This window comes from Acetobacter sp., from assembly GCF_047723915.1.
Taxonomy (GTDB): Bacteria; Pseudomonadota; Alphaproteobacteria; order Acetobacterales; family Acetobacteraceae; genus Acetobacter.
Window position 1 is genome coordinate 1 of record NZ_JBDOBQ010000008.1, and the last position, 25,641, is coordinate 25,641.

22 protein-coding genes, 1 other RNA gene and 2 pseudogenes are annotated in these 25,641 nt (G+C 63.4%); 14 read left to right on the top strand and 11 right to left on the bottom strand.

Annotated elements, in window-relative coordinates:
• A pseudogene (locus tag ABF990_RS06360) lies at positions 1-357 on the bottom strand (hypothetical protein); the annotation flags it as partial.
• A 60-nt stretch (positions 358-417) separates the two neighbouring features.
• Between ABF990_RS06360 and ABF990_RS06365 the strand changes: the two are divergent.
• From ABF990_RS06365 to ABF990_RS06385, 5 genes and pseudogenes are all read left to right on the top strand, one after another.
• Entirely contained in the window at positions 418-699 is a 282-nt protein-coding gene (locus ABF990_RS06365; protein WP_415490720.1) for a hypothetical protein, read from the top strand.
• A gap of 3 nt (positions 700-702) precedes the next feature.
• Positions 703-933: pseudogene (locus ABF990_RS06370) on the top strand (cell division protein ZapA); the annotation flags it as partial.
• Positions 934-1,050: 117 nt separating this feature from the next.
• Positions 1,051-1,206, top strand: a non-coding RNA gene (ssrS, locus tag ABF990_RS06375) — 6S RNA.
• On the top strand, positions 1,193-1,915 hold the full coding sequence (locus ABF990_RS06380) for a 5-formyltetrahydrofolate cyclo-ligase (RefSeq protein WP_415490719.1): 723 nt from the start codon (positions 1,193-1,195) through the stop codon (positions 1,913-1,915). The genes ssrS and ABF990_RS06380 overlap by 14 nt, the downstream gene beginning before the upstream one ends.
• 30 nt (positions 1,916-1,945) lie before the next feature.
• A complete protein-coding gene (locus ABF990_RS06385; protein ID WP_415490718.1) occupies positions 1,946-2,776 on the top strand; it encodes a TIGR00282 family metallophosphoesterase in 831 nt (276 codons plus the stop codon).
• A 113-nt stretch (positions 2,777-2,889) separates the two neighbouring features.
• On the opposite strand, the gene ABF990_RS06390 is transcribed toward ABF990_RS06385, so the two are convergent.
• Together ABF990_RS06390 and ABF990_RS06395 are read right to left on the bottom strand one after the other, a co-directional pair.
• On the bottom strand, positions 2,890-3,765 hold the full coding sequence (locus ABF990_RS06390; RefSeq protein ID WP_415490717.1) for a TIGR01459 family HAD-type hydrolase: 876 nt from the start codon (positions 3,763-3,765) through the stop codon (positions 2,890-2,892).
• Positions 3,762-4,838: a quinone-dependent dihydroorotate dehydrogenase gene (locus tag ABF990_RS06395; protein WP_415490716.1), complete on the bottom strand. Its 1,077-nt coding sequence runs from the start codon at positions 4,836-4,838 to the stop codon at positions 3,762-3,764. The genes ABF990_RS06390 and ABF990_RS06395 overlap by 4 nt, the downstream gene beginning before the upstream one ends.
• A 167-nt stretch (positions 4,839-5,005) precedes the next feature.
• Here ABF990_RS06395 and ABF990_RS06400 point away from each other — a divergent pair, with 167 nt between their 5' ends.
• Both ABF990_RS06400 and dinB read left to right on the top strand, forming a co-directional pair.
• Entirely contained in the window at positions 5,006-5,653 is a 648-nt protein-coding gene (locus ABF990_RS06400) for a hypothetical protein (RefSeq protein ID WP_415490715.1), read from the top strand.
• 170 nt (positions 5,654-5,823) lie between these two features.
• Positions 5,824-6,903, top strand: coding sequence for a DNA polymerase IV (gene dinB, locus ABF990_RS06405; protein WP_415490714.1), 1,080 nt, complete (start codon positions 5,824-5,826; stop codon positions 6,901-6,903).
• A 102-nt stretch (positions 6,904-7,005) separates the two neighbouring features.
• Here the strand turns inward: dinB and ggt are convergent, their stop codons facing one another.
• The 3 genes from ggt to ABF990_RS06420 form a co-directional block, all read right to left on the bottom strand.
• Positions 7,006-8,703 (bottom strand): gamma-glutamyltransferase, encoded by a 1,698-nt coding sequence (ggt, locus tag ABF990_RS06410; RefSeq protein WP_415490730.1) that lies wholly within the window; start codon positions 8,701-8,703, stop codon positions 7,006-7,008.
• A gap of 179 nt (positions 8,704-8,882) precedes the next feature.
• Positions 8,883-9,683: a type I methionyl aminopeptidase gene (map, locus tag ABF990_RS06415; RefSeq protein WP_415490713.1), complete on the bottom strand. Its 801-nt coding sequence runs from the start codon at positions 9,681-9,683 to the stop codon at positions 8,883-8,885.
• 163 nt (positions 9,684-9,846) lie between these two features.
• The gene (locus ABF990_RS06420) at positions 9,847-10,998 is read right to left on the bottom strand and encodes a D-alanyl-D-alanine carboxypeptidase family protein (RefSeq protein ID WP_415490712.1); all 1,152 of its coding nucleotides are present in this window, start codon (positions 10,996-10,998) and stop codon (positions 9,847-9,849) included.
• Between the two features lie 289 nt (positions 10,999-11,287).
• Here ABF990_RS06420 and clpS point away from each other — a divergent pair, with 289 nt between their 5' ends.
• Together clpS and clpA are read left to right on the top strand one after the other, a co-directional pair.
• The gene (gene clpS, locus ABF990_RS06425) at positions 11,288-11,668 is read left to right on the top strand and encodes an ATP-dependent Clp protease adapter ClpS (RefSeq protein ID WP_415490711.1); all 381 of its coding nucleotides are present in this window, start codon (positions 11,288-11,290) and stop codon (positions 11,666-11,668) included.
• 164 nt (positions 11,669-11,832) lie between these two features.
• The gene (gene clpA / locus ABF990_RS06430; RefSeq protein ID WP_415490710.1) at positions 11,833-14,190 is read left to right on the top strand and encodes an ATP-dependent Clp protease ATP-binding subunit ClpA; all 2,358 of its coding nucleotides are present in this window, start codon (positions 11,833-11,835) and stop codon (positions 14,188-14,190) included.
• A 139-nt stretch (positions 14,191-14,329) separates the two neighbouring features.
• Here clpA and ABF990_RS06435 read toward each other — a convergent pair whose 3' ends face one another.
• Positions 14,330-14,791: a hypothetical protein gene (locus ABF990_RS06435; RefSeq protein ID WP_415500361.1), complete on the bottom strand. Its 462-nt coding sequence runs from the start codon at positions 14,789-14,791 to the stop codon at positions 14,330-14,332.
• A 486-nt stretch (positions 14,792-15,277) separates the two neighbouring features.
• Positions 15,278-16,186: a polyphosphate kinase 2 family protein gene (locus ABF990_RS06440; protein WP_415490709.1), complete on the bottom strand. Its 909-nt coding sequence runs from the start codon at positions 16,184-16,186 to the stop codon at positions 15,278-15,280.
• Between the two features lie 104 nt (positions 16,187-16,290).
• Between ABF990_RS06440 and ABF990_RS06445 the strand changes: the two genes are divergently transcribed.
• Positions 16,291-16,899 carry a YqgE/AlgH family protein gene (locus ABF990_RS06445; protein WP_415500357.1) on the top strand — a complete coding sequence of 203 codons (609 nt, stop codon included), beginning with the start codon at positions 16,291-16,293 and terminating at the stop codon, positions 16,897-16,899.
• A gap of 81 nt (positions 16,900-16,980) precedes the next feature.
• Here the strand turns inward: ABF990_RS06445 and rapZ are convergent, their stop codons facing one another.
• Complete coding sequence (rapZ, locus tag ABF990_RS06450) at positions 16,981-17,967, bottom strand: RNase adapter RapZ (RefSeq protein WP_415490707.1); 987 nt, start codon at positions 17,965-17,967, stop codon at positions 16,981-16,983.
• 241 nt (positions 17,968-18,208) lie between these two features.
• On the opposite strand from rapZ, the gene ABF990_RS06455 reads away from it, so the two are divergent.
• The gene (locus ABF990_RS06455) at positions 18,209-18,670 is read left to right on the top strand and encodes a hypothetical protein (RefSeq protein ID WP_415490706.1); all 462 of its coding nucleotides are present in this window, start codon (positions 18,209-18,211) and stop codon (positions 18,668-18,670) included.
• Between the two features lie 117 nt (positions 18,671-18,787).
• Here ABF990_RS06455 and ABF990_RS06460 read toward each other — a convergent pair whose 3' ends face one another.
• Together ABF990_RS06460 and ABF990_RS06465 are read right to left on the bottom strand one after the other, a co-directional pair.
• The gene (locus ABF990_RS06460) at positions 18,788-20,710 is read right to left on the bottom strand and encodes a stimulus-sensing domain-containing protein (protein WP_415490705.1); all 1,923 of its coding nucleotides are present in this window, start codon (positions 20,708-20,710) and stop codon (positions 18,788-18,790) included.
• 24 nt (positions 20,711-20,734) lie between these two features.
• Entirely contained in the window at positions 20,735-21,448 is a 714-nt protein-coding gene (locus ABF990_RS06465; RefSeq protein ID WP_415490704.1) for a response regulator transcription factor, read from the bottom strand.
• A 212-nt stretch (positions 21,449-21,660) separates the two neighbouring features.
• On the opposite strand from ABF990_RS06465, the gene ABF990_RS06470 reads away from it, so the two are divergent.
• The 3 genes from ABF990_RS06470 to dnaJ all read left to right on the top strand — a co-directional run bounded on the left by ABF990_RS06470 (position 21,661) and on the right by dnaJ (position 25,641).
• Entirely contained in the window at positions 21,661-22,227 is a 567-nt protein-coding gene (locus ABF990_RS06470) for a nucleotide exchange factor GrpE (RefSeq protein ID WP_415490703.1), read from the top strand.
• Between the two features lie 225 nt (positions 22,228-22,452).
• Positions 22,453-24,357 (top strand): molecular chaperone DnaK, encoded by a 1,905-nt coding sequence (dnaK, locus tag ABF990_RS06475; protein WP_415490702.1) that lies wholly within the window; start codon positions 22,453-22,455, stop codon positions 24,355-24,357.
• A gap of 144 nt (positions 24,358-24,501) precedes the next feature.
• Positions 24,502-25,641, top strand: a complete 1,140-nt coding sequence (gene dnaJ, locus ABF990_RS06480) for a molecular chaperone DnaJ (protein WP_415490701.1) — start codon at positions 24,502-24,504, stop codon at positions 25,639-25,641.

Below are 25,641 nucleotides of genomic sequence, written 5' to 3' on the forward strand. Positions count from 1 at the left end.
GCGTGCCGCGCGCCGGGCGGGGCGCCGGCGGCGCGGCCCGTGCCGGGGGGGGGGCCCACTCGGGCCTGTGGCGTCGTGGTGTGGGGGGTGCCCCGGCATGGGTGGGGGAATGCATACCGTGCCGGGCACCGGCGGGTTCCCTGCCGCGTTCAGGAATGGGCCTGCCAGCGGGTGGGGGGCCGACGGGCCTGCCATCGGGCCTGCCAACGGGTTTGCCAACGGGCTTGCGGGTGGCGCTGTCCGTTCCGCCCGCACGGCCTCCATCGCCCGTATGGCCGTGAGCCCTGCGGCACTGTCGGCAATGGTGAAGAGGTGCGGGGGCAGAAAAGAAAGGCGTGAAAATGGCTTGTTTTCCATAGGCATGCTTGACGCCATCGCGTTTGCAGGTGATTCCTGCCTTACAGAAAGGGAAAAAGAATGCAGGATCAAGTCGTGCAGCCGTACTCCTCCCCCGACAAGACCGGCACGGGTGTCATGCAGCACGGTGCTTCCGCCACGGATGACCCGGTGGTCCGGCTGGACCGCGCCCTGCAGCGCATTTCTTTCGTTCTGGAAAAAAGCAGGCAGAAAAAAAGCCGGGGCGACACGGACCGGCAGGAACTGCTGGCCAATGTCGATGCGCTGATCCTGCGCGTGCAGGAAGCCCTTGAGCGGACGGCCCCCATCCCGGGCACCACGCAACCCGTGGGGGAGAGCTGAACCATGGCGCTTGTCTCCGTGCATATCAACGGTCACAGCTATACGGTGGGCTGCGAAAACGGCCAGGAACGCCACGTGCAGGTCATGGCCCAGCAGGTGGAACGTCGCGTCCAGCGCATGCGCGACCAGGGTTTTACGGGCGAGAGCCGCCTGCTGGTTCTGGCCGCTCTGGTCATGGCCGATGAAATTCAGGATCTGGCCAGCAACCGCCTGCCCGAAGCCACGGCTGAAGCCGCACACGAAGCCGAACGCATGCGGGCCGAACGCGCGTTGCAGGCCGCCCGCCTGTCCGATCTGGCCGAACGTGCGGAAACCCTTGCAGCCGAACTGGAGCGCGCCTACATAGAGGATGCGGGGCTGCCCGACGCGTGAGGCATGTCATCCCCTGGGCCGATAAGCACTTCCTAGGGAGCTGGCTCTGTTGTGGCCCTGGTCACATTATCCGGCGCCCACCTGCAACAGCAGGTCCTGGAGGTTGAAAAGACCCACGGTCATGGTGGCTCCGCACTTATCCCCCCATCACGGCGATCCACCCGAAATCGCCCGGCACAAGGCCCGGCTGCGTGAACGCTGCGTGGCCAGTCTGCGCGCGCGTGACACGCGGCAGGATGCGGGCGTTCTGACCAATCTGAAAATTTTGCTCGGCAGCCAGCTTTTTGCCCTGCCGCTACCCGGGGCGGAGCCGAACGGCGGTTCCGCCATGCACGCCTCTGGCGCGGCTCCGCCGGCCGGGGCGTCCGGACCCGGCGTGCCTTATGCGCCGGTTATCGCTCCGCAGCCAGGCAGGGCGAGCGCTGTCGTGGCCTGTGTCTGGCCCTTGCCGCACGAGCTTGACCTGCGCCCCCTGTGCCACTGGCTGGACCTGAATGGCGCAACCGTTGTGCTGCCCGAAACGCCACCGCGCGGAAACCCGCTGGTGTTCCGGCAATGGCGTCCGGGCTGCGCCATGCTGGCCGGACGGTTCGGCACGCAGGTGCCCGATGGTCCGGTCATGCAGCCCGACATGGTGCTGGTGCCGCTGCTGGGGTTTGACCGGGCTGGCAACAGGCTGGGTTATGGGGGAGGCTACTATGACCGCACGCTGGCCGCCATGCCGCATGTGGCGCGCATAGGATATGCGCCCTCCACCCAGGAGGTGGAGTCCCTGCCCGCCGGGCCGCATGACCAGCCTCTTCCCTGTATCGTGACTGACAAGGAGACCCTCTGTTTTGACTGACAAGCCGTACTGCCAGAGAAAGTCCCGCGTGTGAGAATTCTGTTTTTAGGCGATGTTGTCGGCCGGACCGGGCGCGAAGCCGTGATGTCCCGCCTGCCCGGGCTGCGTCGGGCTCTGGCCCTGGATCTTGTCGTGGTCAACGCGGAAAACGCCAGCCATGGTTTCGGGCTTTCACCCGCCATAGGCGTGTCGCTGTTCGAAGCCGGGGTGGACGTCATTACCCTTGGCAACCATTCCTGGGACAGGCGTGATCTGATCGGTCATATCGACGCGGAACCCCGTATTGTCCGGCCGCTGAACTATCCGCCCGGCACGCCGGGGCAGGGCAGCGTGGTGGTGGACCTGGCGGACGGACGCCGCGCATTGGTGGTCAATGTCATGGGACGGCTGTTCATGGACCCGCTGGACGATCCGTTCCGCTGTGTCGCGGATCTGCTGGCCCGTCACCGTATGGGGGCGGTCGCGGCCGGGGGCACGGTGCAGGCTGTGGTGGTGGATATCCATGCCGAGGCGACGAGCGAAAAATGGGCTTTCGGGCATATGTTCGACGGCAGGGCCTCGCTCGTGGTGGGCACGCATACGCATACGCCCACGGCGGATCACCGCATTCTGGCGGCGGGCACGGCGTTTCAGACCGATGCGGGCATGTGCGGCGATTATGACAGCGTGATCGGCATGGTGAAGGAACCGGCCATAACCCGTTTCGTGCGCAAGATGCCGACCGAACGCCTCCAGCCCGCGGAAGGGGAAGCGACCCTGTGCGGGCTGATGGTCGAAACCGATGACAGCACGGGCCTTGCCATGCGCGTGGCCCCTCTGCGTCAGGGCGGCTTGCTGGCCCAGACCCTGCCGGATTTCTGAACCGCACGGGGGTAAAGGGGGCCAGCCGTCAGGGGACGGCAGCCCAGGCTCCCAACAGGGCCGGTGCGAGCGTGCGTGTCCCCTGTTGCCTTCTTGCCCCTGCCGGGGCTGTGCTACCAGACTAGGCGGGGTAGGGCGGCGACAGGGCGCAGGCCCGCCGCGTGGGCTTCCGCCGTGGCCAGATTTGCGTCGTTCCCGATCATTTCCTGATGAATGCCGCCCAGAATCCACAGGCTGTCCACCCCGGCTGCGGCCGCCCCCTTGATATCGGTTTCCAGTGCGTCGCCTATGGCCAGAATTTTCTCGCGCGGCATGTCCAGCATGGACAGAACAGGTTCGTACACGCGCGGATACGGCTTGCCGATCCAGCAGACATCGCCCCCCTGTTCGGCGTAGGATGCGGCCAGTGCGCCCGCGCAGATCTGGCGCACCCCGCCCTTGACCACAATCATGTCCGGGTTGGCGCAGATCATGGGCAGGCCCCGGGCAAGGCAGGTCTGGAGTTCGGGCAGGTAGGGGTCCAGCGAGGCCACGCCGCGGTCCAGGTCCGGGCCGGTATTCATGACAAAATCCGCCTCCCGCGCGGATGTTACGCGTCTTAGCCCCAGATCGTCGTACAGTTCCTGGTCGTACGTGCCGCCGATATGGAGCATGGTGCCTCCAAGGCGGGCAAACCAGGGGTCCGTTCGTTCACGCAGCAGGCGGTGGGTTTCCTCCCCGCTGGTCATGATCCCGTCATACAGCGCGGTGGATACGCCAAATCCTTCAAGCTGGCTGGCTACCACATGGGCTGGGCGCGGCGCGTTGGACAGCAGCACGACCTGCTTGCCTGCCTTGCGCAGGGCCTGCAGGCAGGCCACGGCGCCGTCGAACGGGCGTACACCATCATGCACCGTGCCCCACAGGTCCACGATATAGCCGTCATAATGCGGGGCAAGGTCCGCAAGCCCGTTCAGCAGGGGCAGGGTGGGGGGAAGCTGTGCGTTCAAAGGTCTGCTCCACGAAGATCGGCCAGGGTTTCGATACCCTCCTGACGCATGATGGACAGCATTTCCTGCTTGAGCCGTGTGACAAGGGCCGGGCCTTCATAGGCGAAGGCGGTGTAGACCTGAACCAGATCGGCCCCCAGGCGAATCCGTTGGAGGATATCGGCCCCGGTCTCTATGCCGCCGGCGGCCACCAGCGTCAGGCGTCCGGCGGCCACCCTGGCGGCAAGGTGCAGGACGGCGGTTGCGCGCGGGGCCAGCGGGCGGCCCGACAGGCCACCGGCCTCGCCCCTGTTGGGGCTTTGCAGGTGGGACGGGCGGGCCAGCGTGGTGTTGCTCAGAATAAGTCCGCTTGCCCCGCCCGCGATTGCGGCTTCCACAATGGCGGGAATGGCGTCGTCTTCCAGATCGGGGGCCAGCTTGACCAGAATGGGGGGGCAGTCATCAGGGTGACGGGCGGTTATCGCGTCCAGAATACCCTTCAGCCGTGCTGCGTCCTGCAACCCGCGCAGGCCCGGCGTATTGGGCGAGGAGACGTTGAGCACGACATAGTTCACGTAGGGTTTGACGCGCGCCACCAGGGCCGGATAGTCCCGTTCCGGGTCGGCCCCGGTCTTGTTGATGCCGATATTGGCCCCCACCGGCACCCCGGCACCCCCGCCCTTGCCCGATGGCAGGGGGCGTGCCAGCCGTGCCAGCCTGACCGCGAAACGGTCTATGCCCTGGTTGTTGAACCCCATGCGGTTGATGACAGCCCTGTCTTCCTCAAGCCGGAACAGGCGCGGCCTGGGGTTGCCCGCCTGCGGGCGGGGGGTGACGGTTCCGGCTTCCACAAAGCCGAAGCCAAGCCGGGCCAGCGGGCGCAGCACGCGGGCGTTCTTGTCGAATCCCGCGGCAATGCCGATGGGGTTGGAAAACCGCATGCCCAGCGCGCGCGTGGCCAGGGCGGGGTCATCCTCCGGGCGGCGGAAGGGAACGCCCACGCCCAGCATAAGGGCGTCGAGCGCGAGCTCATGCATTTTTTCGGGATCGAACTGGCGCAGCACCGGCAGTGCTAGGGATGTAAGGCTGGACATGGGCTGAGTACTGCCCCAACTCCTGCGGCAAGGAAAGAAAAAACATGGTCAGGCCCCAGCGGAGCCCATGCGGGGTCATTTTCTTTGTTGCAAATGAGAATGATTATCAATAAAAGGGTGATATCGCAGAACAGGGGGATGGAGGCTACCCGCCTCCAGTACACGCCATGACAGATTCACCCGTTTTCCTGACCGACCTGCCCGCCAGCGAACGGCTGACAGTATGGGCTATCCGTCGCCTTGCGGGGCATAACATGCCCGACCGCTGCCTGGGGGCAGGGGGGCGGTCGTCGCGCGGTGGCGCAGCATCGTCAGGCACTGCGGCGGGGTTGTTCCTGCCGTGTTTCAGGCGGGAGTTCATGGCGGTTTCGCAGGCTTTTCATGAAGCGATGACCGATATCGCGGCCCTGGAAATGCCACGCCTGGATATTCGCTCGGGCAGCGCGCTGGCCGTTACCGAGACAGAATACGCGCTTTTGCTGGCCACGGCCGCCGGGCAGAACGAGCGCGAGGCCGAAATGCATGCCGTGCTGCGGCACGTCCTGCCCTTTGGGGGCCTGCGCGCGCGCATGGTCAGCGCCCTTGCCACCCTGGGCGCGTGTCTGGCGGGGGCGGGGTACTGGCTGTCGCACCATGTGGCGCGTATGCCCCTGTCGCGGATACCTGTGTCGCGCATGGATGAGCGGGGGCGCGGAGCGCTGGTGGCCTACCCGCAGGCGCTTTCCCTCTCGCGCTGGCACGACATGGGGCTGGCCGGGGCTGCCCCCGCAAGCCTGTCGCGCGTTGCATATATGGCCGATGCGACACGTGCCTGACCCCCACAGCCACGGGGCAGAGGGTCCGGGTAAAGACTGACAAAAGCGCGCGGGGCAGGTGCGGGCAAACCTTTGTCCATGGCCGCGCCGTGGGGTGTCGATTGTCGGGGCTTGTTTGTCTGTTGCCATTCTGTTCCAGAATGGGCGGGGCTGTGCTATGGCGTATGGTCATGACGACGAGCCAGCGCCGCATTATCCATATCGATATGGATGCCTTTTACGCATCCGTCGAACAGCGTGACAATCCTGCCCTGCGGGGGTTGCCCGTCGCTGTTGGTCGCTGTCAGGAACGTGGCGTCGTGGCAGCAGCCAGTTACGAGGCGCGGGCGTTCGGGGTGCGGTCGGCCATGCCGTCGCTGCTGGCCAGCAGGCGTTGCCCGGACCTTGTTTTCACCCCACCCCGGTTTGAGGTCTATCGTGCGGTTTCGGCCCAGATTCAGGCCATTTTCGCGCGGTTCACGCCGCTGGTGCAGCCCCTCTCGCTGGATGAGGCGTATCTGGATGTCACGCAGCCTTTGGTGCAACGGCCGTCGGCCACCGCCATTGCGCAGGAAATCCGCGCTCTTATTGCCCAGCAGACCGGGCTTACGGCGTCTGCCGGGGTGTCCTACAACAAGTTCCTGGCCAAGCTGGCGTCCGACTACCGCAAGCCCGACGGGCTGTTCGTTATCCCCCCCGGCAGGGGCGAGGCTTTTGTGGCCACCCTGCCGGTCAAGGTGTTCCATGGTGTGGGTCCCGCTACGGCCCGGCGCATGAATGCGCTGGGTATTCAGACCGGGGCGGACCTGCGGGCCTGTCCGCTGGCCGTTCTTGCCCAGCATTTCGGCAAGGCGGCCGCATTTTATTACGGCATCGCCCGGGGGGAGGATAACCGCCCCGTGGACCCCGACCGGCCCCGTAAATCGCTGGGCAAGGAAACGACCTTCGACCAGGACCTGCACGTTCAGGCGGATCTGGCCCATGCGGTGCGCGATCTGGCGGCCAGGGTCTGGGCAGGCTGCGAAAAGCGCGGGCTTTCGGGGCGCACCATTACGCTCAAGCTGCGCCATGCGGACTTTACCCAGATCACACGCAGCAGTTCGGTCATGCAGCCGATTAGAAGCGGGGCGGAACTGGAGCAGGCCAGCCTGCAACTGCTGCGTGGCCTTCATCCCCTGCGTAGCCCGGTGCGCCTGCTGGGGGTTACGGTATCGGCCCTGTGCGCCCCGCAAGCCCAGGCCGAACAGCTCTGCCTGCTTCCCCCGGTGTAAATACCGCTCTGGCAGGTCGCATACCGGTGCGCATTGTCGCCGTCGTCCGTATTTTTCCTGCGCAGGCCGGGCCGTTGCGGGAGAGAACTGGCCGGGGCGTATTTACTGGCCCACGGCACCCCCACCGGGGTGGCGGCGGTCATACCCGCCATAATAGCGCGCGCTGCCCTGCACACCCAGCCGGGGGCCACCTACCAGAATGCCTTCGGGAATACCCCATGGCGCATGAGGCGTGAAACGGTAGCCCTCCCGGCCCAGCGTCTGCTGCACGTCGGGGCTCAGCGCGCCGGATTCCATCTCCACCACCTCGGGCAGCCATTGTTCATGCAGGCGGGGCAGGTCGATCGCCTGCTGGATATCCAGCCCGTAATCCACCACACCCAGCACGACCGAGAGCACAATGGTGGGAATGCGCGACCCGCCGGGACTGCCGATCACGAGCACGGGCTTGCCCCCGCGTGAGAGAATGGTGGGCGCCATGGACGACAGCGGCGTCTTGCCCGGGGCGATGGCGTTGGCCGTGCTGCCGGGAATGCCGAACATGTTGAAAGCACCGGGCTTGATGGAAAAATCATCCATCTCGTCATTGAGGAAAAAGCCGGCATCCCCCGCCATGACCTTCGCGCCGAACCAGCCGTTCAGCGTATAAGTGGTGGAAATGGCGAAACCGTTTTTGTCGATTACCGAAAACTGCGTGGTTTCGAGCTTTTCAGGAGTTGCCTGTCCGGGCTTGAGCGCAGCGGAGGGCACGGCCCGGTCGGTCGGGATCTGCGCGCGTACGGCGGCGATATAGGACAGGTCCAGCAACTGGGCCACCGGGTTCTGCACAAAGGCCGGGTCGCCTAGGTCGCGCCGGTCCGAATAGGCGTGGCGCATGGCTTCTATTTCGCGTTGCAGGGCCGGGGCGGTGTGCAGGCCCAGTGCGTGCATGTCGTAGCCGGAAAGAAGATCGAGCATTTCGCACAGGGCCACGCCCCCGGCGCTGGGCGGGGGGGCGGTTTCCACCACATACCCACGGTAACTGCATTGCAGCGGAGGCAGGTCACGCGGGTGGTAGCCCGCGAAATCGGCCATTTGCAGAATGCCGCCACCGCGCTGCGATGCATCGACCACGGTGCGGGCTATGGGGCCTTTGTAAAAGGCGTCGGCACCGTCGTGGGCGATCAGTTCCAGCGTGCGGGCCAGGTTTGTCTGCACCAGCCTGTCGCCCACCTGCAGGGGGCTGCCATCGGGGCGCAGGAAAATGGTGCGGGCGTAGGGGTCTTTGGCAAAAGCCTGCGTGGAGGTATGCAGCAGTTCCACATCGCCTTCGCCCAGAACGAACCCGTCCCGTGCGAGGGCAATGGCCGGTTCCATCACTGTATGGCGGGGCAGGCGGCCCCAGCGGCTCTGTACGTTTTCAAGCCCGGCCACGGTGCCAGGTACCGCGACGGACTTCCAGCCCAGGGTGGACAGACCGGGTATGACGTTGCCCTTGCTGTCCAGATACATGTCGGGCGTGGCGGCAAGTGGCGCTTTTTCGCGGAAATCGATAAAAACGGCGGGCTTTCCGGGCTCGCGCAGGAGCATGAACCCGCCCCCGCCCAGATTGCCGGCCGCAGGGTACACCACGGCCAGCGCGTAGCCCATGGCAACGGCGGCATCGGCTGCATTGCCGCCTTCAGCCAGAATGCGCGCCCCTACGGCCGAGGCAAGCTTCTGGGCCGACACGGCCATGCCGTGCTGGCCCACAGCAGGGGCCAGGGGGGTGTAGCCCGCCGCCTGCGCCGGGCCCAGTGCCAGCGGGTCGGGGTTGGACATGTCAGGTGCTGGTACGGTTTCTGGCACGGTTGCGGGCGCGCTGGCTGCAAAAGCCGCGCTACTCCCGGCGCATCCCATACCCGGCAGTGCAAGGCCCGGCGGCAGGGCGGCTAACAGGGCTGTGAACGCAAGGCCCGCAACAAAACGGGCCGGTCTTGCGGGCCTGGCGTTCATGGCAATTATCCTTCGGTGGGGTAGGGCGGGCAGGTGTAGCCGGCAGGCGAGAGCGTAAAGATTTCGTAGCCTGTCTCGGTCACGGCCAGCATGTGTTCGAACTGCGCGGAAAGCGAGCGGTCACGGGTTACGGCGGTCCACCCGTCTTCAAGGATTTTGACTTCCGGCTTGCCGATATTGAGCATGGGCTCAATCGTGAACACCATGCCAGCCTTGAGTTTCAGCCCTTCTCCCGGTCGGCCGAAATGCAGGATGTTGGGTTCGGCATGGAACGTCCGGCCAATGCCATGGCCACAGAAATCCTCCACGATCGAATAGCGCTGTTTTTCCGCATAGCTTTGAATGGCATGGCCGATATCACCCAGGGTCGCGCCGGGGCGCACGACTTCTATGCCGCGCATCAGCGCTTCGTATGTGGCGTTCACCAGCTTGGCGGCTTTCACGGCCACCTTGCCCACCGTGTACATGCGGCTGGTGTCGCCAAACCAGTCGTTGAGCTTGGGCGTAACGTCGATATTGACGATATCGCCCTCCTGCAGCAGCCGCTCGCCGGGAATGCCATGACAGACCACATGGTTGATGGAAATGCAGCAGGACTTGGGGTAGCCGCGATAATTCAGCGGCCCCGGTGTGGCGCCGTGGGCCAGCGTATAGTCATGAATGATGCGGTCCAGTTCCCCCGTGGACATGCCGGGCCGCACGTAGGGGGTGATCATGTCCAGCGTTTCGGCGGCGAGGCGGCCTGCGGCGCGCAGCCCTTTGTAGTCTTCTTCAGTATGGATAACGATACCGCCCCTGGCCGCCATGTCCTGCTCTCCGTCTCATCTGTCGTCACGCCGTCCGTGCCGGCGCGTTTTTCTGCAAGGCGGCAAAGATGAAGATGGCCAGCCATAAAGGCAACCCGTTTTCGGCCTGAAAACGTGACCATGGCAGAACCGGCCCTGCCGTCAGGCAGGGCGGAAAAGGCTGTCAGGTCCGGTTGGAGGCGGAATGCCGCGCGGTGACGCGGTGCGTGCCAGCGGTGGAAATGGCATGCACCTTCGCACCCACCAGGCGCACATGGTGCCCATGTGCGGCGGATACGGCGGCATGCCCGTGGCGGACGGCGCGCGGGGTGGGGGCTTCCGCCACTTCAAGCGGCCGGTGGCGGGCCGCGGCCATGACCAGGGCATGGCGTCCGCCACGACCGGCAGCGCGTGAGCCGGCATGGGCCAGCAGCAGCGGGCGTGCCACAGGTGCGACACCTTCAGCGTCGAAACCGTGGTCGAGCTGGTCCGCCATGGCGACCGAACGCACGGCATTGTTCGACGCCCCCATGACAACGCCGACCAGACGCACGTTCTCGCGTATGGCCGATGTCACGAGGTTGTGGCCTGCTTCCTGCGTGTAGCCGGTCTTCATGCCGTCGGCCCCCGCATAGGCTTTCAGCATCGGGTTGTGGTTGGGAATGATCCGGCGGTGGAAGCGGAAGGACTCGGTCGAGAAGTAATGGTAATATTCGGGGAAATCGGCAATCAGCCTGCGGCCCAGCGTTGCGAGATCGCGGGCGGTGGTCATCTGTTCGGGGTCCGGCAGGCCCGATGCGTTGCGGAATGTCGTGTTCGTCATGCCCATGGACCGGGCCTGCTGGGTCATCATGGCGGCGAACTGCTGCTCGTCCCCACCGCCGATCAGTTCGCCCAGAGCGCAGGCGGCGTCATTGGCGGATTTGGTCACCAGCGCCAGAACGGCTTCCTCAACGCTCAGATGCGTGCCGGGCACCAGCCCCAGCTTGGAGGGTTCCATGGTCGAGGCATGGATGGAGACCGGCACGGTCTGGTCCGGCGTGATGGCTCCGGCCTTGAGGGCGCGGAACGCCATGTACAGGGTCATGAGCTTGGTCAGGCTGGCAGGGTAGCGGCGCAGGTCCGGGTCGGCCTGGGAGAGAACGGCACCTGTATTGGCGTCCACCACGATGGAACTGATCTGCCCGGCGTACTGGGCATGGGCCGTGCCAAGGGTTACGCTGCTGAACGCAATGCCAGCCAGAAGGCCAAGCCATGTCCGGGATGCGCGCTGCGTTTTCGCGGCTGTTGCGTCAGTCCGTCGGGGTGTCCACCCACACGCGTGTTTTTTCGCCACTGTTACCCCCGCCTGCTCACTACAAAGCACTATTCCGTCTGTTGTTCAGAATCGCAAGGCCGCGACTGCAAAAAACTCGAGCGGCGTGAGGTGGCATGCGGATCGTCGCACAACAGTTTGTTCATGACATGTTGAGGTCCTATATGGCACAAATATGGCGATTTCTGCCGGTCTGAGGCGGATTTTACGGTCGTTTCAGGTCTGGTCGGCCTTTTATCCGGCTTGCGCTTTCCAATATGATGGAAAAGAAGGGCCTGTATCAAAACCCGTTTTTTGGAGTTCTACCGTTATGGTCTCGCGTCGTTATCCTGATTTGCATACGGGCAATGGGCCGTCGCGGCGTGGGGGCGACGGTACGGAGTCGGACCGGGAGGACGCGGATATCGGCGTGGTGGTGCGCGCCAAGCCCAAGACCCGCAAGCCTGCCATGTACAAGGTGCTCATGCTCAACGACGACTACACGCCCATGGAGTTCGTCGTGTATGTGCTTGAGCGCTTTTTCCAGAAAAACCGGGAAGAGGCGACCGATATCATGCTCAACGTCCACAAGCGTGGCGTGGGGGTGTGCGGCGTTTTTACCTATGAAGTGGCGGAAACCAAGGTGTCCCAGGTCATGGATCTGGCCCGCCAGAACCAGCACCCCCTGCAATGCACGATAGAGAAAGACTGAGCCGGGCCAGCATTTTCCGGTTCCCAAAAGCGTATGTGACAATTTTTATGCGCTTATGACTCGCAATTCCTGACGAAGCGGCCAAATATATCATCAGGGCATCCGGTCGTGGCGCTTCATGCTTCTGCTACGTCGGTAAAGCCTGAGGAAAGGAGCGTCTCGTCATGTTGTCACGCAATCTGGAGCAGACGCTGCATCGGGCACTTATTCTGGCCGGGGACCGGCATCATGAATATGCGACGCTTGAGCATCTGCTTCTTGCCTTGGTTGATGATGCGGATGCCGTCACGGTGTTCCGGGCATGCGGGGTCGACCTGGACCGCCTGCGAACGGATCTGACCGGCTTTCTTGACAAGGATCTGGCGGGTCTTGCGTCCGACCGGCCGACCGAACCCAAGCCGACGGCAGCATTTCAACGCGTTATCCAGCGTGCGGCCATTCATGTTCAGTCCACTGGCCGGGACGAGGTTACGGGGGCGAACGTGCTTGTGGCACTGTTTGCCGAACGCGAAAGCCATGCTGTCTATTTCCTGCAGTTGCAGGACATGACCCGGCTGGATGCCGTCAATTTTCTCTCGCACGGGATCGCCAAGGCGCCCGACCGGTCCACCCGCCGCCCGGTCACGGGGACCGGCACGGGGTCTGGTGCGGACAAGGGCGAGGAACCCGAACGCGGCAGCACGGAAAGCAAACCCCAGAAAAACCAGGACGCGCTGTCGACCTACTGCGTCAACCTCAATGACAAGGCGACAGCAGGCAAGGTCGATCCGCTGATCGGGCGCGATACGGAAATCGAACGCACGATCCAGATCCTGTGCCGCCGCACCAAGAACAACCCGCTTTATGTGGGCGACCCGGGTGTGGGCAAGACCGCCATTGCCGAAGGTCTGGCCCGCCGGATCGTGGAAGGCAACGTGCCCGATGTGCTGTTGCAGTCCACCATCTATTCGCTGGACATGGGGGCCCTGCTGGCCGGAACCCGCTACCGGGGCGATTTCGAGGAACGTCTGAAAGCGGTCGTGACCGAACTGGATCAGGACCCGCACGCCATTCTGTTCATCGATGAAATCCATACCGTGATCGGGGCCGGTGCGACATCGGGGGGGGCCATGGACGCGTCCAACCTGCTCAAGCCGGCGCTGGCGGCGGGCACGTTGCGCTGCATCGGCTCGACCACCTACCGCGAGTTCCGCCAGCACTTCGAAAAGGATCGTGCTCTTGTGCGGCGGTTCCAGAAGATCGACGTGCCTGAACCCACAATCGACGATGCGGTGAAAATCCTGCGCGGCCTCAAAGGCAGCTACGAAAAGCATCACAAGGTGCGCTACACGGATGAAGCCATTCGTGGCGCGGTGGAATTGTCGGCGCGGTATATCCACGACCGCAAGCTGCCCGACAAGGCGATCGACGTGATCGACGAAGTGGGGGCTTCGCGCATGCTGCAACCCGAAGGCCGCCGTCGCAAGACGGTGAACCTGAAGGATGTAGAGGACATTATCGCCCGCATTGCCCGCATTCCGCCCAAGAGCATTTCCGCCGATGACAAGGAAGTGCTGCGCTCGCTCGAGCGTGATCTCAAGGGCATGGTGTTCGGGCAGGATCAGGCGATCGATGCGCTGTCCGCTGCCATCAAGCTGGCGCGTGCCGGCCTGCGCGATGCGGAAAAGCCGATCGGCAACTACCTGTTTTCCGGCCCTACGGGGGTCGGCAAGACAGAGGTGGCCCGTCAGCTTGCAACGGCTCTGGGTATCGAACTGATCCGTTTCGACATGTCCGAATACATGGAACGGCATTCGGTCTCGCGCCTGCTGGGTGCTCCGCCCGGCTATGTGGGGTTCGACCAGGGCGGGCTGCTGACCGACTCGATCGACCAGCACCCGCATGCGGTGCTGCTGCTTGACGAGATCGAAAAGGCGCATCCCGATCTGTACAATGTGCTTCTACAGGTCATGGACAACGGCAAGCTGACCGATCACAACGGCAAGACGGTGGATTTCCGTAATGTCATCCTGATCATGACCACCAATGCCGGTGCGTCCGACATGAGCAAGGAGGCTGTGGGCTTTGGCCGCAAGGTACGCGAAGGTGAGGATGAAGAAGCGATCAAGCGCCTGTTCACGCCGGAATTCCGCAACCGGCTCGACGCGATCATTCCCTTCGCGCATCTGACGCAGGAGATCGTGGGGCAGGTGGTCGAGAAGTTCGTGTTGCAGCTCGAAGCCCAGTTGGCCGACCGCAACGTGACGATCGAACTGTCGTCCGCAGCCAAGGAATGGCTGGCCGAGCGGGGGTACGACCGGCTGTATGGGGCGCGTCCTCTTGGGCGTGTCATCCAGGAGTCGATCAAGAAACCTCTGGCGGAAGAACTGCTCTTCGGCCGTCTGGCCAAGGGCGGGGCGGTCAAGATCGGCCTTAAAAATGGCGAGCTGACTTTTGATATTGTTGAAAACAACAGCGCCACAGCTCTGGGCTCGGGTGAAGACGAGCGGGGCAGCGAACGGGAGGAAGAAGCCGCCGACTAAGCGGTTCCGGGGGTTATCTGCCCAGCGTTAAAAAGAGCGGTCGGCCAGAATATTCTGGCCGACCGTTTTTTTGGGAGGCATTTGATGCGGCACCGCAATGCGCATCCGTCATGCCCGGGCACGGCGGCAACAGGCGGTTCTAGTCGTATTTCGTGCCGTTGACGGTAACAGAACCGGGGATCGGCCAGGAACGGCCCGTGCCGCGATGGGTCCAGTCAATGCCCTGGCTTTTGTAGGAATCGTAGTAATATCGTCCAACTACGTCCACTGTGTCGCCCTTGCTGACCCAGGGCCATGCGGGTGTGTGCATTTCATCAAGGTTGGTGACGATCCTGATGGAAATGTTGGGAGCCACGGCAACATAGAAATAGCCATGCATGCCGCTGCGGGTCTGGCTTGAACGGGCCGCCACGGCCACGACCGTGCCGCAGATATGCACGGCGACATCGCCCTTGGGGCCACCGTTTTCAAATGCCTGCTGCTTGGCCTGGAAGTCGGCATTGTCGCAACTGGCCGCCACGTTGGTGGGTGCTGCCGCTGTTTCGTCCCGATGTCTGTGGTGGCGGGCCAGCGCTGCAGGCATGACCGCCTGGGAAAGCATCACACCCGTCAAAAGGCCGATTGCAGGCAGGGACAGGCTTTTTGTGGATCGCCCTTGCCGGAACGTATCGACCGGGGTGCAGGGGGCAGGGCGGGGGCGGAAAAATTCTGTCATGATAGGGCAAGCCTGACTGTGCATGTAAAACAGGACACAAAAGCCATGGCCGCCCCTCTGGGCAATGTCAAATTGCGGGGCGGATTGTGCCTGTTTCTTGTCCCTATCCCTGTTGCGCAGTGACGATACCAGCCCGGGCTAACCTTGGTATCGCCTCACATATGCCTGACCTGTTTGTCACGGCTTTTTCGTCCGTTGCGTGACCTGTCCGGTCCTGCTGGACGGGGCGAGAAAACAGCTATTTCACCAGTGATGAAAGGAGTGGCAGGGGGGGCGTTGCCTCATGCAGCCGCCCTCGTGCCTGCCTTTGTGCGTGCCAGTATGGCATGGAGGCGAACGGGCGCAGGCCCGCACACAGGTCGGCCCGGACTGTTACGAATGGCTCGTCTGTTTTTCGTTGTGCAGAACGGTGCGGTAGTCGTCGATCTGCTTGGCGATTTCCGGGGCCAGTTTGGGTGTGACCTGGTGCAGCCCGCGTAAGGCACGGATAATGCTGCCGATCACCACCAGCCTTGCGTACCATTTATGGTTGGCAGGCACGATGGTCCATGGCGCATAAGGGCGGGCGGTATTGGCAATGGCGTCCTGGTAGGCGGTGCGATAATCATCCCAGAATTCGCGTTCACGCAGGTCGGCGGGCGAGAATTTCCAGTGTTTGTCGGGTATGTCCAGCCGGGCCAGCAGGCGCTCGCGCTGTTCCTCGCGCGAGATATGAAGAAAGAACTTGAGCACAACAGTGCCCTGGCGGGTCAGGTAGCGTTCCAGATGGCGGATGTCGCTGTAGCGCCCGTCCCAGAATTCGGGGGTGTTGGTGGCGCAGGGCAGATGTTCGTTCTCAAGCAGCTGGGGGTGGACTTTCGTGACCAGAACGTCCTCGTAATGGCTGCGGTTGAAAATGACGATACGCCCGGCCTGCGGGGCCGCAGCGTGGATACGCCATAAAAAACCATGCAGCAGGTCTGTGGGGCCAGGCTGCTTGAAGGACGTGACCGCCACCCCCTGCGGGTTCACGCCGGACATCACATGCTTGATGGTGCCATCTTTGCCGGCGGTGTCCATACCCTGCAGGACGATCAGCAGCGAACGTGTCTGGTTGGCGTAAAGCAGTTCCTGCAGGGTCTGGAGCAGGCCCTTGACCTTTTTGAGCAGTTTTTTCCCGTCCTGCTTGTTCAGGCCCAGATGGCCGTCATCGTTCGGGTCATGGTCGCTGAGCTTGAAGCTCTGGCCATCGGTAACCTGGTAGCTGTCCAGAGCGTCGAGAAAATGCGTGAGAAGTGTCATAAGGCATGCCTGCTGCAAGGGTTCCGTGCTGTAAAGCTTACAGGATGGCCCGAAATTACGGCTGTAATCTTGTCAAAAACGTTAAAGACCTCATATTTTTTGGTATGACATCCTTGCATTCAGCTCTCTGCGCCAATGCCATGCTGGAAGATGGCGTCTCTCTTGCGGGCATGCTGCTCGTGGCAACCCCCATGCTGGGGGAAACACCGTTTTCCCAGAGCATCATCTATCTCTGTGCCCACACGACCGAGGGCGGGGCCATGGGGCTTGTGGTCAACCGCCGTCTGCCCCACCCCGACCTGGCCGAACTGCTCGAACAGCTTCATATCCAGCCCGTGCCGTCCCTGCGCCGCATCGGGCTGTGTGCAGGCGGCCCACTGGATGAAGGCCATGGGCTCGTGCTGCATTCCTCCGACTGGAAGGGGGAGGAAAGCCTGAGTGTGACATCCAACGTCACGCTCACGGCCAGCATGGATGTGCTCAAGGATATTGCCGTGGGGCAGGGACCGCGTGACGCATTGCTGGCCATGGGCCATGCCGGCTGGGCGGCTGGGCAACTGGAACAGGAAATTCTGCACCATGATGCATGGCTGGTCGCCCCGGCCACGCGGGAACTGCTGTTCGGCACGGACCAGACCGCCAAATGGCGCCGCGCCCTTGCGTCGATCCGGATCGATCCTGCCCGGCTGAGTTCCCAGACGGGGCATGCCTGAACTTTACCCTGGGCGTTCCCCTGTTTTCATGTGCGGTGAAAAATCTGCCGGCGTGTTCCTGCGGATTTTGCTCCGCTGTTTTCAGCCCGCTGAAAGCTGGGGCAGATCAGGCTTGAAACCTTCCACCGGTTTCCTGGCCCAGCGCCATGAACTGATGCCCTGGCGGGCAAGTTCGCGGTGCATGATCATGATCGGCCATTGCCCCGCGCCCTGATACGCCCCCATGCCGTCCGGGGCTGCAAGGCGTGCGGCCAATGCCTCGACAATGGTGACAGAGCGGTGCCGTCCACCTGAACAGCCTATGGCGATGGTGGCGTATTTCTTGCCTTCCTGCACGAAGCGCGGCAGCACAAGCTGGAGCATGGCGTGGATCTGGTCCAGGAACGGGGCATAGTCCGGATCGGCCATGACATAGGCCGCCACATCCGCATCCAGCCCGGTCTTGGGGGCGAGGTCCGGCACGTAATGCGGGTTGCGCAGAAAACGCGCATCCAGCACCAGATCGGCCTCACGCGGCAGGCCGGACGGGTAGGCAAAGGACATCAGGGCCACGGTCAGGCCCTCGCTGCCCCCGCCTTCCCACGGGCTGAACCGACTTTCCACAAACCGTCGCAATTCCGGCGGGGGCATGTCGGTGGTGTCGATCACAAGGTCGGCGGCGGCGCGCAGGGGGGCTGTCAGGGCGGTTTCAGCCTCGATTCCCTCGGCTATGCTGCCATGCAGGGCCAGCGGGTGGCGGCGGCGCGTGGCCGTGTAGCGACGCAGCAGCACGTTTTCATCCGCTGTGGCGTAGATCAGTTCCACCCGCAGATGCGGGTTGACCCGCAGCCTGGCTACGGCGTCCAGCACAGCGGTCGCGTCAAACCCACGGGTGCGCGAGTCCACGCCAATGGCGACCGGTCGTTCCGCGCGGGCCACAATATCGTCAAGCATGCCCAGCGGCGGATTGTCGATGACCTCGTGGTCGAGATCTTCCAGAATCCGCAATATGGACGATTTGCCCGCCCCGGACAGGCCGGAAACCAGCAGAATGCGGCGTGGCGCGGGCGTGTCATCCGCCGAAAACATTGACGGCCTTTCCTCTCCATGGGTCAGGAAGGTGCGGTCGGGGCGCGTGCGCCAGAACCGTGTCACCCCCCGGGACGACGCAGCACTGTAGAGCGATTCTCTGTCTCGTGAGAAGGCTTTCTCATCAAATCAGTCATCACTTCAGGGCAGGGCGGTCGTTCCTTTGGGGGAATAAATATCGTCTTCATCCGCAAAGAAAAATTGCGGTCAGGTCATTCCTCGCTTACATCATGCTTCCGTGATGACAGACAGACGAAACGTGCCGCGCAAGCAGGATGACGCCCATATTGCCCATGCGCCGGCACCCCATCTGGAAAAGGCGCGCGCGGGCCGCCCCCGTGGGGGCCGGTCCCAGCCGACGGGCCCCCGTGTCAGCCAGACACATGACGGGCTGGTGGTCAGCGGCTTGCAGGCTCCGGCGGGCGCTGCCCTGGATATGGTCGATCAGTGCCGGGCGGCGTTCGATATCGGGGCGGAACTGCTGGCGGCCCATGGTTTCGCGCTGCGCGATGTCACCCAGCTTGTCTGTATTATTGGCGATGCGGATGGCTTTCGGGCCTGTTTTCCGGCTTTCAGGCACTATTTTGCCTCCGGCTCCCCCGTTCTGACCCTGATATGGCTTAAAAACAGGGGGGCGGGTGTGCCTGCCATCGCGTTCGACCTGGTGGTCCAGACGCATGAGGACGACGAAGCCCCCCTTTAGGGAGGAGCGCGTGGTCCTGTCCTGCGCCGCGTGACGGATGGGTGCGCTTGACGCCCTTACCTGCCCTGCCGTGTCTGGTATTCTGTGCCGGGTGGCGCGCGCTGTCAGCGGCGGGTGTCAGGTCCGGCGGCTTGGTGCGGGCGGAGCCGGGGCGCGGGGAAGCTGGATGGTAAAGCACGCCCCGCTGACATGGCCGTGGCCGTCATGCAGGTTTTCCACGTTGATCGCGCCGTGCAGCGCTTCCACGATCTGGCGGCTGATGGACAGGCCCAGCCCGGAATGCTGGCCGAAATTCTCGTCCTTGGGACGTTCGGAATAAAACCGGTCGAAAATGGAATCGAGCTTGCCCTGCGGAATGCCCGGCCCCTGATCCGAGACGGAAATATTCACCATTGTGCCGCTGGGGGCTGCGTGCAGGACAATGCGCCCGTCAGGCGGGGAAAAGGAGATGGCATTGCCGATCAGGTTGCGCAGAACCTGAACCAGCCTGTCTTCCACCGCCAGAACTTCCAGCGGGCGTTCGGGTGTGTCGTGGTGGATATCGGTCACGATCACGGGCTGGCCGTCCTGCCGGGTGGCCTGGTGGATTTCCGCCAGCACGGACAGTAACGGGCCAATGGCCAGCGGTTTGGCCTTGGCGCGCGACATTTCCGCGTCCAGCCTGCTGGCGTCGGAGATATCGGTAATCAGCCTGTCCAGACGGCGGACATCGTCGTTGATAATGGTCAGCAGGCGGCGCTGCTGGTTCAGGTCCTCGATCCTGAGCAGGGTCTCGATCGCCGAACGAATGGACGACAGCGGGTTCTTGATTTCATGGCTGACATCGGCGGCAAAGCGTTCGATGGCGTCCATACGCTTCCACAATGCCTGCGCGCTGGCCTGCAGGGCCCGTGCCACATCCCCTATCTCGTCGCGCCGGGCCAGCAGGCGGGCGGGCACGGTACCCGTGCGGCCGGTCGTATCGCGCATGATCTGGGCGGAGGCCGCAAGGCGCAGCAGCGGCCGCGCGATTGTCAGGGACAGGTACCATGACAGCAGAACGGTCAGGATCAGGGCCATGAACACGAGAGACAGAATGGTGGAGCGGATGGCGAACAGGGACCGGTCCACCTGCGAGGCCACGCGTGTAAGCTGCAACACCCCAACCGTGTGCCCGTCATGGATCACGGGTTCGGCCACGGTAATCAGCAGTCGCCCCCGCGCGGTGCGGCGGATGTAGGGCGGGGTTTCGGCCAGCGGGCGGGGCGTGCTTTCGGGCATGGCCCGCCCCCCCATCCATCCGGGTCCACCCGGCCCGCCGGGGCCTCCCTGTCCGTCCGGTCCTGCGGGGCCACCCGGTCCGCCGGGGCCCGGTGGCCGGTCGGGAATATCTTCCTCATCGGTCGGCAGCGTCATGATCTGCGGATTGTGGCTGGACCACAGCCAGGTCAGGAAGCGTTCGTACAGGCCGGGCTGCATGGACGGGGGGAAGGGAATGGTCCGGGCATGGTGGTGCATTGGCGGCGGGGGCAGCGGCAGGTCCTGCGTGTCCGAAACATCGATCAGGTTGTCCGCCACCAGCCGCCCATCCGGCCCGAACAGCCGGGCATGCGCGGTGGGGCTTGGCTCGGTCAGGCGCTGCACCAGCGGGCGGGCCAGCGAGGTTTCGAGCACGTAGCCGTTGTCGGCCGGGTTGGCCGCGCGGCCGTGAACGCTGCGGACGGCACTCTGCCCCAGCGCGCCCGCGTAAATGCGGGCCTGTTCGCGCAGGCCCGTGACTTCCGTGCCCAGCAGGCTGTTGCGGAACTGGTTGAGGAACAGCAGCGTCACACCCAGCAGGGCAAGCGGCAGGATATTGACCAGCAGGATCCGCCGCATAAGGGGGGAAACCAGCCGTGTGCGTGACGCCCGATAGGCGGCCGTGGCCTCGACACTGTTCCTGTGGGGCCGCTGTCCCGGCATGCGCAGCCCACGCAGGGATTTGCCGCGCAGGGCGTCAAGCCTGTCAGCCACCCTGTCCGCCAGCGGCGCGAGACGGGGCATGCGGGGCCGGTCCGTCATGCACCCGGGCGCGTTGAGCCGCGCCTATTCCTCACGGTAACGGTAGCCGATCCCGTAAAGGGTCTCGATCTGGTTGAAGTCGTCATCCACCTGGCGGAACTTCTTGCGCACGCGCTTGATATGGCTGTCTATGGTGCGGTCATCCACATAGACCGTATCGCCATAGGCCGCATCAATCAGCTGGTCGCGCGATTTTACAAGACCGGGGCGCTGCGCGAGTGTCTTGACCAGCAGGAATTCCGTGACCGTCAGGGGCACGTCCTCCCCTTTCCAGGTGCATTTGTGGCGCAGCTCGTCCAGGGCCAGTTCGCCCCGTATCAGCGCGCCGCCAGCCGGGGCGCCGTTGGCTTCCGCGCGGCTGGCGTCGTTGCGGCGCAGCAGGGCGCGGATACGCTCGAGCAGGAGCCGCTGGGAAAACGGTTTGGTGATGTAGTCGTCGGCCCCAAGGCGCAGGCCCATGAGCTGGTCGACTTCCTCGTTCTTGGAAGACAGGAAGATCACGGGCAGGTTGGACCGCGTGCGCAGGCGTTGCAGCAGTTCCATGCCGTCCATGCGGGGCATCTTGATATCCAGCACGGCAAGGTCGACCGGGTAGGCCGTCAGCCCCTGCAGCGCCGATTCTCCGTCTGTATAGGTGCGGACAGTGAAGCCTTCGGCTTCAAGCGTCATCTGAACCGATGCCAGAATGTTGCGATCGTCATCAACCAGCGCAATCGTCTGTTTGGTGCGCTCAGTCATTGTTTGCGTGTTCCTTCACAGCCATCGGCAGGCGACACAGATTAGGCTTGCCGGACCCGCCATGCCAAGAGGCGGGGCCGACGAATAACACTGTTTTTTCCGCCCGGCCCGGATCGTGGGGGTGCGGGGCTGGCGGGGGTAGCGTAAAATCATGTCGCGGATGCACCGGCAAGGTCTTGTCGGCTGCGGTCGTGTTGCTTACCTAATGACATATGACCCACGATACAGATCCCACCCAGGTCGAGGCACCGGCGGAGCCGGCCCAGGCCGAACAGACAGCCCCCCAGGCCGAACATCCGGCCGAAGGGGATGCGCGCATTCTCGAACTTGAAAATTCCGTTGCGGAATTCAAGGAAAAATGGCTGCGCGCCGAAGCTGAAAACCACAACCTGCTGGCGCGCGCCAAGCGCGACGTGGAGGATGCCCGCCAGTACGCCGTGCAGAAATTCGCACGTGACGTGGTGGAAGTGGCTGAAAACCTGCGCCGCGCGCTGGCCAGCCTGCCGCCTGCGCAGGAGGGCGAGGATTCGGTGCTGCTCAAGATGCGTGAAGGCATCGAAAGCACCGAACGGTCCTTCCTGGGTATTCTGGAACGCCACGGCATCAAAAGTGACGATCCGGCGGGCAAGCCGTTCGACGCCAACCTGCACCAGGCCATGGCCGAACAGCCCAGCGCCGAGCACACCCATGGCACCGTGATCCAGGCATGGACACCGTCATGGACCCTGCATGGCCGTCTGCTCAAGCCCGCCATGGTTGTTGTTGCCAAGACACCGTAAGCAGTATGTGCCCGCACCTGGGATGGGGCGCGGGCACATGGCTGACGGGGCGAAAAAACCCGTCCCTGCCGGGGGCGTCGTCTTGAAAAAGGGAAAACGCTCCCTTACATCCAAGAGTGTCATTCGAGACTGTTCCGATGGATCATGGAACGGTGTCGGCATAGATAAATAAAAGGGGCCTTACGTGGTGCTTCGGGCCGCGAGAGGTCGCTGGAGGGAATATACATGAGCAAAGTTATTGGTATTGACCTTGGCACCACCAACTCCTGCGTGGCCGTGCGTGAAGGCAATGAAACGAAGGTTATCGAAAACAGCGAGGGCGCGCGCACTACGCCGTCCATGGTCGCCTTTACCGAAGGCGGCGAAATGCTCGTCGGTCAGGCCGCCAAGCGCCAGGCCGTAACCAACCCCGCCAACACGCTTTACGCCGTGAAGCGCCTGATCGGTCGCCGTTTTGAAGACGCCACTGTCCAGAAGGACAAGGGCATGGTGCCGTACACCATCGTCAAGGGTGACAACGGGGACGCCTGGGTCGAGGCACGCGGCACGAAATACGCGCCTTCCCAGATTTCCGCGTTCATTCTGGGCAAGATGAAGGAAACGGCCGAGGCGTATCTGGGCGACAAGGTGACCCAGGCCGTCATTACGGTTCCGGCCTACTTCAATGACGCCCAGCGTCAGGCCACCAAGGATGCGGGCCGTATCGCCGGGCTTGAAGTCCTGCGTATCATCAACGAGCCGACGGCTGCGGCACTGGCCTACGGGCTGGAAAAGAAGAGCGGTGGCACGGTTGCGGTCTATGACCTTGGCGGCGGCACGTTCGACGTATCGGTCCTGGAAATTTCCGACGGCGTGATCGAAGTCAAATCCACCAACGGCGACACGTTCCTGGGTGGTGAAGATTTCGACAACCGCGTGATCGGCTATCTGGCTGACGAGTTCAAGCGCGAGCAGGGCATTGACCTGCGGTCCGACAAGCTGGCCCTTCAGCGCCTGAAGGAAGCGGCGGAAAAGGCCAAGATCGAGTTGTCCTCCTCCAAGGAAACCGAAATCAACCTGCCGTTCATCACGGCTGATGCGTCCGGCCCCAAGCACCTTGTGCTCAAGCTGACCCGCGCCAAGCTGGAAAGCCTGGTGGACGACCTGATCGCCCGCACGCTTGAACCCTGCAAGGCGGCGCTGAAGGATTCCGGCCTGTCCGCGTCCCAGATCGATGAAGTCATCCTGGTCGGCGGCATGACCCGTATGCCCAAGGTGATCGAAACGGTGAAGGAGTTCTTCGGCAAGGACCCGGCCCGCAACGTGAACCCGGACGAAGTGGTGGCCATCGGTGCGGCCATTCAGGGCGCTGTGCTCAAGGGCGACGTGAAAGACGTGCTGCTGCTTGACGTGACGCCGCTTTCCCTGGGGATCGAAACCCTGGGTGGGGTGTTTACCCGCCTGATCGACCGTAACACCACCATCCCGACCAAGAAGAGCCAGGTGTTCTCCACGGCGGATGACAACCAGGGTGCCGTGACCATCAAGGTCTATCAGGGCGAGCGTGAAATGGCGGCTGACAACAAGCTGCTGGGCAACTTCGACCTGACCGGTATTCCGCCCGCACCGCGTGGCGTGCCGCAGATCGAGGTCACGTTCGATATCGACGCCAACGGCATTGTCTCGGTTTCTGCCAAGGACAAGGCCACCAACAAGGAACAGCAGATCAAGATCCAGGCGTCTGGTGGTCTGTCCGATGTCGATATCGAAAAGATGGTGAAGGAAGCCGAAGCCAATGCGGCGGCTGACAAGGCCAAGCGCGAGCAGGTGGAAGCCCGCAACAGCGCGGAAGCCCTGATCCATCAGGTCGAGAAATCTCTGACCGAAGCGGGCGACAAGGTTCCCGCGGCTGAAAAGGCCGAGGCCGAAAGCGCTGTCGCCGCGGTCAAGTCCGCTCTGGAAGGGACCGATGCGGAAGCGCTGAAGGCCGCGACCGAACGTCTGACCCAGGCAGCCATGAAAGTGGGCGAAGCCGCCTACAAGGCAGGCCAGGAAGGGCCGGAAGCAGGTGCTGCCGCCGGTGCCGCAGCGGATGAGAAAGAGATTGTCGACGCCGACTTCGAAGACGTGAACGACAGCAAGAAGTCCTGAACGGACATCCGCTTACGGAGTGGCCTGTACCAGAATGGCCACTCCGCCTGAGAGTTCCGGCGCCCGTGCTTCCTGAAGGCGGGCGCCTTTTTTCATTCTGGACAGTTGCTGTGCTCAGGCAAGAGGCAGCCCAAGAGGACACCCATGGCCACGCAGGTTGACTACTACGAAATTCTTGAAATTTCCCGCACGTCTTCATCCGAGGAAATCAAGAAATCCTATCGCCGGCTGGCCATGCAGTACCACCCCGATCGCAACCCGGGCGATGCGACGGCTGAAGCCAAGTTCAAGGAAATCAACCAGGCTTACGACGTCCTCAAGGACGAGCAGAAGCGTGCCGCCTATGACCGCTTCGGCCATGCCGCCTTCGAGGGCGGCGGCGGCGGTGGGCCCGGCGGGTTCGACTTCAGCGGCTTTGGCGGTGGCGGTCTGGGCGATATTTTCGAACAGATGTTCGGCGACATGATGGGTCGGCGCGGCGGCCAGACCCGCGGCGGCAACGATATCCAGACCCAGGTGGAAATCACGCTGGAAGAAGCCTTTACGGGCGTGAAAAAGGATGTTCGCATTATTACCCGTGTCGCATGCGAAAGCTGCAACGGCACGGGGTCGGGCGATGGCGATGCCGGGGTGCAGCCCTGCCCGAGTTGCCATGGTGCCGGCAAGGTGCGGGCGCAGCAGGGCTTTTTTATTGTGGAGCGGCCGTGCCCGACCTGTCACGGGGCAGGCCGGATCGTCAAGGACCCCTGCAAGACCTGCCATGGAGAGGGTACGGTCGAGCGTGAACGCACCATTGCCGTGCAGATTCCCGCAGGCGTCGAGGACGGCACACGCATTCGCCTGACGGGCGAGGGTGAGGCTGGCGGCAATGGCGTGCCGCCGGGTGACCTGTATGTGCATGTCTCGGTGGCCGAGCATGGTATTTTCCAGCGTGACGGCGCCAATGTCTATTGCCGTGTGCCCCTGCGCATGGCGCAGGCCGCCCTTGGCACGGAAATCGAGGTTCCTGTCATAGACGGGGGCCGTACGACGGTGAAAATTCCGTCGGGCACACAGACCGGCGCGCATTTCCGCCTTCGGGGCAAGGGTTTTTCCGTCCTGCGTTCAAGTGCCCGGGGCGACATGTACATTCAGGTCACGGTGGAAACCCCCCAGCACCTGACCAAGCGCCAGCGCGAACTGCTGGAGGAATTCGAGACCGAAGCGGGCGAGGACGTCAAGCACAGCCCCGAACACACCGGCTTTTTCCGCCGTGTCCGCGATTTTTTTGAAGGAACGGAATAA